This is a genomic window from Paenibacillus sp. UNC451MF (assembly GCF_000686845.1).
GTDB lineage: Bacteria > Bacillota > Bacilli > Paenibacillales > NBRC-103111 > Paenibacillus_S.
Genome location: NZ_JMLS01000043.1, coordinates 25,740 through 31,970, shown reverse-complemented (window position 1 = coordinate 31,970; position 6,231 = coordinate 25,740). Strand labels below are relative to the sequence as shown.

General features: G+C 48.2%; 7 protein-coding genes. 2 read left to right on the top strand and 5 right to left on the bottom strand.

What is annotated here, in order from left to right; translation table 11 throughout:
• A partial coding sequence (locus BP97_RS39910) for an IS3 family transposase (protein ID WP_156043389.1) occupies positions 1 to 200 on the top strand: 200 nt, incomplete at its 5' end.
• A 93-nt stretch (positions 201 to 293) separates the two neighbouring features.
• Here BP97_RS39910 and BP97_RS0129265 read toward each other — a convergent pair.
• Both BP97_RS0129265 and BP97_RS0129260 read right to left on the bottom strand, forming a co-directional pair.
• Positions 294 to 1,079 (bottom strand): hypothetical protein, encoded by a 786-nt coding sequence (locus BP97_RS0129265; protein WP_231506487.1) that lies wholly within the window; start codon positions 1,077 to 1,079, stop codon positions 294 to 296.
• Positions 1,080 to 1,124: 45 nt separating this feature from the next.
• Positions 1,125 to 3,299, bottom strand: coding sequence for a M1 family metallopeptidase (locus BP97_RS0129260; RefSeq protein ID WP_028552295.1), 2,175 nt, complete (start codon positions 3,297 to 3,299; stop codon positions 1,125 to 1,127).
• Positions 3,300 to 3,514: 215 nt separating this feature from the next.
• Between BP97_RS0129260 and BP97_RS0129255 the strand changes: the two genes are divergently transcribed.
• Positions 3,515 to 4,030, top strand: coding sequence for a YwhD family protein (locus BP97_RS0129255; protein ID WP_028552294.1), 516 nt, complete (start codon positions 3,515 to 3,517; stop codon positions 4,028 to 4,030).
• Between the two features lie 142 nt (positions 4,031 to 4,172).
• Here BP97_RS0129255 and BP97_RS0129250 read toward each other — a convergent pair whose 3' ends face one another.
• The 3 genes from BP97_RS0129250 to BP97_RS0129240 are packed head-to-tail and all read right to left on the bottom strand — an operon-like array spanning position 4,173 to position 6,196.
• On the bottom strand, positions 4,173 to 4,913 hold the full coding sequence (locus BP97_RS0129250; RefSeq protein ID WP_028552293.1) for a metallophosphoesterase family protein: 741 nt from the start codon (positions 4,911 to 4,913) through the stop codon (positions 4,173 to 4,175).
• A 25-nt stretch (positions 4,914 to 4,938) separates the two neighbouring features.
• Positions 4,939 to 5,496: a GNAT family N-acetyltransferase gene (locus tag BP97_RS0129245; RefSeq protein ID WP_028552292.1), complete on the bottom strand. Its 558-nt coding sequence runs from the start codon at positions 5,494 to 5,496 to the stop codon at positions 4,939 to 4,941.
• A 31-nt stretch (positions 5,497 to 5,527) separates the two neighbouring features.
• Entirely contained in the window at positions 5,528 to 6,196 is a 669-nt protein-coding gene (locus tag BP97_RS0129240; protein WP_028552291.1) for a SanA/YdcF family protein, read from the bottom strand.
• Positions 6,197 to 6,231 lie beyond the last annotated feature (35 nt).

Sequence of the window (6,231 nt, the reverse complement as noted above, 5' to 3'; positions counted from 1 at the left end):
CAACCTGCCTGGATAACGCATGCATCGAATCCTTCTTTTCGCATCTCAAAACAGAGAAGTTGTACCTCAACCAGTGTAATTCAGGAGCGGAAATTCAGCAAGCGGTGGAAGAATATATTTACGATTACAACTACCACCGTTTTCAAGCCAAATTAAAACAACGCGCACCGATTGAATATCGATGCGCGTTGGCAGCTTAGCTTTTTTCATCTGTCTACTTGACAGGGGTATGACCAGCTTCCAAATGGAAGTGGACGGTTTTTTTGTGATTTTGCTGAGATACAAGAGAAGAACTATTCGCTTTTGGCGCTCCATAGAGCGTATTGAGTGGTGAGCTCCCACATTTTGCAGAACATATGAATGAATCGGTAGGCTTGAAAGCCTAGCAAGGCTAGAAAACCTGCCCAAATCATCGTTGAAGTCATAACCGCAGCCGTAATGAGCAGTCCGATTAGCATCACCAGGATACCGAGCAGAAACACGGGCAGAACGTTCCGCAGCAGGAGCATCATGGAGAATAATGGGGATTTTCCGCTTATCTTTCCGAACTGCAGGTAGGTAAATAATGTTTGAAGCACGAACATGTACACCAGGTATGCTCCTAGCCAAGGCAGTATTTCTTGTGCAGCGCCATAGAGGGTGGATTGCTTTGAATACAATTGCGCAGCTTTAGGGATCAGCCAATATAGCGGACCGAGCTGCAGCGTCATCTGCGCAAGGTAGTAGCCGAAGAAGGGGAGAGCAAGCTTCCTTATCCCTTGGACGAAGCGATAACCGGCGTTTAGTTCCGTATGTTTAAGAGAGTAGTACACTCCGGCATTCAGCAGTGGAGTGAGCAGCATACGCGCGAGCAGCAGCCCGAGGCCCCAACCGATGTAGGAATGAAGCAGATCGGTCTTCGTGATTTGAAAGTGCCCCTCCACCCAGAAGAGCTGAACCGCTTCGCGGGACAGATCTTTGCTTGGATAACGACGCAGCAGGGGGAAGACGATGGAATGGATCATATCGAATAAGGCCAGTCCCCACAGCAAATTGTAAATAAACAGAGTACATACGGTAAAAGGTTGGTTCCAGGCCAAGGTCCAGCCTCTTTTTATCATTTTCCACATAGGTACTTACTCACCTCACCACGCGACCCAACCAAACAAGGTCTCGATTAATTTGACGACACCCATATTCCAACGAATAGATAGCTTGCTATCCACATTGGTTTTCATATAGCTGTTAATTCGTTTGTTCTCCAGCACGTTGGAATGCTGCGGATCTATAGATGCGTAATCCAAAGGGGCCGTATGATTCAGTTTAAACTGAACGTCACCGTCAATGCCGTCCCAAGTTTTATCGATTTGTGATCCATCGGCAAAGTGGAAGCGGATAGGGATCGTCGGATAGGTGCCGCCGAGTTTTTGGATTCGAACGGTATTTTCATACAAGGGCTGTCCGTCCTGAACAATTTGCTTGGTTTGAATTCCTGTTACGGCATAGTCAACCATCAGCCCGTTATAAATATATTGATCGAAGAAGCCTGCCCAGCTTGTTTTGGTCACATCCTCCACAACCTTCTGAAAATCGGAGGTAGTCGGATGCTTGAATTTCCATCGCTGGAAATACGTTCGCATGATGCGATCCATCGTGTCTCTGCCGATTTGCTGTTCGAGGGATTTGAGCACTAGCTTGGCCCTTATATATACATTCTCCGCATACTGTCCGTGACCCCCGTAGCTCCAGGAATCCAGCTTGAGCGCCTCGGGAGAGGTCATATAGCTCGATTCGACCAGCAGGTTCGGTTTGACGCCGTATTCCAGCTCCATCAGCTTATCTTCGGCATAGGAGGTGAAGCCTTCGTCCAGCCATGCTTCCTCGAACTCGTTGTTAGCGACCATTCCGTACCAGAATTGATGCCCAATCTCGTGAACTATGACTCGCTCGAGCTCCAAATCCGGCTGTTCGTTGGCTGCGCCCCATCCGGTAACGAGGGTCGGGTATTCCATCCCGCCAGCTCCGTTTCCGTTTTCCGGTGGAATAACAATCGACAAGGTGGAATAGGGGTAGGTACCATACCATTGGGAAAAACGTGCCAGTGCTTTTTTTGCAGCAGTCATGTAGCGGCTTTTCAGTTTTTCATGCTTAGGATCGAGATACAGCTTTATACGGACGCCCGGTATTTGCTGGGTGGCGTAGGGCTCCTCATAATAAATGAAGTTAGGGGAGGCGGCCCAGGCGAAATCGTGAACATCATCCGAGTAAAATGCGTATGTTTTTGATTTACCGTCATCGACCGGCGGCTTCGTAGGGAAGCCTGTAGCTGCAACCGTGTAGCTTGTTGGCACCTTAATGCGAACGTCAAAAATTCCGAAGTCTGCATAAAATTCCGAATTTCCGTGGTATTGGTGCAAATTCCAGCCTTCCGTAGTACGGCCCCTCGTTCCGGCTGGTTCATATACGGCGATTTTTGGGAACCATTGACCTGCCATAATGAAGTCGTCGGCATACCCCATCCGGGCGAATACGGCTGGGAGCTGGACCGAGAAGTTGGTTTTCAATGTGATTCGCTCACCGGAATTGACCGCTTTGGGGAGGGTGATTTTCATTAATGTCCGGTCATCCTTGTTCCCGTCATCCGGTTGAACATATTCCATTTTTGAGATGAGTTCTTCGCCCTCTAATGTTTTGATGCTGCTAATATCCATACTGCCGGTATTGTTGTCTGTGCTTTTGTCTTCACGCAGCTTTCCGCCGGATTCTTTCATGAACGTTGTTTTCTTGGAGCTGAATGCATTCGGATACATATGGAAGTAAAGCTCTTGTACCGGCTGGCTTCCAGGGTTTTTCCAGGTTAATGTTTGTGTGCCGGCAATCTGCTTCTTCGGTGCATCGAGCTCCACGTTCATGTGGTACTCAACGATACGGGAGCTGAGTGGCTGTGGAGCGGGCTTCTCCAAGGGCTTGGCCGGCAGACTTGGAGGTGCAGGGATCGTAGGCTCATTCATGCGTGCGGACACGGGCTTGGCCAGCGGCTGCAGCTGAAGTCCCAGTGAGGAACCGTCTGCTTGAGATAGATCGAATTGATACGAATGAAAATCGGGCTCTCCCTTCAAGGATGAGGAGGTCATGGCGACGGGATTTGGTGCCAGCGAGCCAAGTATTTCCACACCCTCACGCAGGTCGGATAGTGAGAAAGGAACTTGTTGTGCCGGAAGGCTGCCAGCCGTCAGGGCTTGGCTTGCAAATGTCGCTCCGCTGGCAAGGACAACTAGAAGACACCATTGTGCGATTCGGTTGCCGATAACATTTTTCATCTATTTTTCACCCCGTTGACAAGCATCTACAGCATGTATATGTTTGTGGGACGAGGATTATTTCTGATGCAGGCAAAAGAAATTTTATGGCTTTCAGCGTGACTGTGAGTACCTATTTCAACAATTTTTCGTTTATAGTGGAAATGGGAGGGTCATTTTAGCTAAAATAAGAAAGAACGAGTAACGTTATCTTATAAAAATGGATGGTGCCATTAATGGATATAAATAATGACCAAGCGGCGGAAAAGCCGAAGAAGTTAAATTCTCTCAATATTGTTAGCGGTAAAGTGGAGCATCGCGGCTTCGGCGCAGGATCTATTGATCTTAGCCAGTTGTCCAGCGTCATTATCGATGGAGACGAAGCTTATCTGGACATGGGGGCTCTTCATGCGAAGAGTAAGGTGGAGAAGGGCATCAAGTTCTCTACGAATAAAGAAGATGTGCCGAACGGCCGTACGTGCTGGATCGTTTGGGTTGCGGCGGACCGCAGAGAATCCGGTTCCTATTATGCCGGAGTGACATCATGCGAAATGTCCGTAGATCCGGAGGCAAGACGTGGGTGGAAGATTCTTGCCGAGCATGTCAATCGGATGGATTATGCATTAAAACGCCGTATTTTGCTGGAAAACTTAGGTGATCGGGAGAAGGCGGCTTTAAGAAAGTTGCTGATGGAGCATAACCCTGAAATGTGGGCAAATTCCGACGATGTGCTGAAGGAAGCGCTGGCATAAAAATTATGTACATTATGTGACTTCCATTGTATAAGTCCGCGCGAACGATGTATACTAATGCTCAGTATATGCAACATATACTAGGACAGCAAAAAGGCAGACCTCGGTCTGCCTTTTTGTGTTGCCCAAAAAACATGAATAATTAGTCCTTCAATCCCCGATATCGGCCTGTACGCAGCTCGCGGACGTATGGTTCGAGAAGCGGGGTGTTTTCTTGTTCTGCCAAACGGACGGCCAGTTCGATATCGTAAGGAACCCGTACAAGCTGAATGGCAAAAGCAGCTGGTACCGAACTGTCAAGCTGCCCCTCCAAAATCGCATAGGACGCTTGCGGCATATCAAGAGGATTGCCTACGCTGCCCGTGTTGAACAACGTTCTTCCTTTAAGATTCTGAGAATAGGCATTATGAATATCCCCGTAGCCCACCACATCAGGCAGTTCATCACCATTTGGCGTACCTGTCATTTCGGTATTGTGGAACATGGTGAGCCTGCTTTCCAGTGAGTCCCAGGGCTGAATACGTGTAAATACACTGACGGGCGAAGCGTGAAACAACCGAATTCTTCTGCCGCTCATTATAAAATCATGCGAGAACGGCAGTTCTTTAAGCCACTGGAGACGCTGATCTCCAAGTCGCCGCTGATGCCATAAGAGGACTTCATCCTGACTTGGTTTGGACATCAGTTGATCCCAGTTGCCCATGACAACGACAGGACAAAGCTCTTTGATTCTATCAACAGCTTCGGCAGGATGTGGGCCTGTGCCGACTAAATCCCCCAAACAGTAAATGGTTGTGACTCCTCGCTGACGGATGTCAGCAAGCACTGCATCGAGCGCAGGAATGTTGCCGTGAATATCAGAAATGACAGCTATTTTTTGCATATGCAGCCCTCCTGGCTACCTGAAATTAAGGAAGAAAATGATGCCATTCCTCACAGGTGATTGCATAAATATTATGATCCTCCCACACCTCATGAATATGCAGATAATTTCTCGCTAAGCCCTCGTAACGAAAGCCGGATTTCTCAAGAACACGAATGGAAGGAATGTTATGGGGCATCACTGCGCCTTGTACGCGATGCAGTTTCAGCTGTGTGAATGCGCAATGCACAGCGAGCTTTACGGCTTCTGTGGCATACCCTCGTCCTATGTACCCTTTATCTAAATAATAGCCGATATTGGCGTTTTGCCAAGGTCCCCGGAATACGGAGGAGAGGGTGATGCGGCCGATCAGCCGGTGGCTCTCATTGATGAAAATCCCGAAGCTATAGCTAGTGTCGTTCTGTGAGTTAAGAAGGCTCGTACGAATCTGCTCTTGCTGGAATTCGAGGGTGAAATGGTCATCCGGCCGGATCGGCTCGAAAGACCGATGATAGTCCCGATTTTCTACCCGGAGCTGCTGTAGTGCTTCCGCATCGGATAAAGCTAAGGGACGAATATGGATTTCCTCTGCTTGTAGTTTCATAGGGTTGTCTTTCCTTCTGCTTGTATTAAAATTATTTGCCGTCAGAAGTCATCCTTCCATCAGAGGTAATCACCGGGATCGGTTCTCCCAAATAGGTCGGCTTGGGCTTCAACAAATGAACATAAATAAAGTCTTTATTCCTTGCCAGGACTTCACGTGTCTCGTATCGGGGCATTCCTGCATACATTTGCTTGTCAGAGGCGACACCGTAAGCATCCAGGCCCATTTGGCGGGCGGTATAGACGGCTCTCATCAGATGGTATTGCTGCGTAACGATAATGATTTTGTGCGCTTTGAAAATATCTTTAGCCCTGTACAAACTTTCATACGTACTAAATCCGGCATGATCCATAAATATATGCTGCGGCTCTACCTTTCGCTGCTCCAAATAACGCCGCATCGTGTTCACTTCGTCGTAGTCCGTTTGACCATGGTCGCCGCTGACAATGAACCGATTTGCTTTACCCGCATCTTTGAGCTCCAGTGCAACGTCCAATCGATCACCCAGCATACTGGATACAGATCCGTTAGGGTACACCCTTGCTCCCAGTACGAGAATAGCTTCGGCCTGAGGGGCCACCTCAACGCTTACAATATAAGGTGATGCTGCGGATTTCACGGCGCTGTTAATAAGGAATAAAAACACCAGAGGGGCTGCGAGCAGCAATAAGATAGCAGCAAGCTTACGTTTAAACTTCATCATTTCCCAACCTTATCTATGGAAAATAAATTCTC

Excerpts from the sequence above, each read along its gene's own strand:
- BP97_RS0129240 (WP_028552291.1), bottom strand. The coding sequence starts at position 6,196 with ATGAAGTTTAAACGTAAGCTTGCTGCTATCTTATTGCTGCTCGCAGCC.
- BP97_RS0129250 (WP_028552293.1), bottom strand. The coding sequence starts at position 4,913 with ATGCAAAAAATAGCTGTCATTTCTGATATTCACGGCAACATTCCTGCG.
- BP97_RS0129260 (WP_028552295.1), bottom strand. The coding sequence starts at position 3,299 with ATGAAAAATGTTATCGGCAACCGAATCGCACAATGGTGTCTTCTAGTT.
- BP97_RS0129255 (WP_028552294.1), top strand. The coding sequence starts at position 3,515 with ATGGATATAAATAATGACCAAGCGGCGGAAAAGCCGAAGAAGTTAAAT.
- BP97_RS0129245 (WP_028552292.1), bottom strand. The coding sequence starts at position 5,496 with ATGAAACTACAAGCAGAGGAAATCCATATTCGTCCCTTAGCTTTATCC.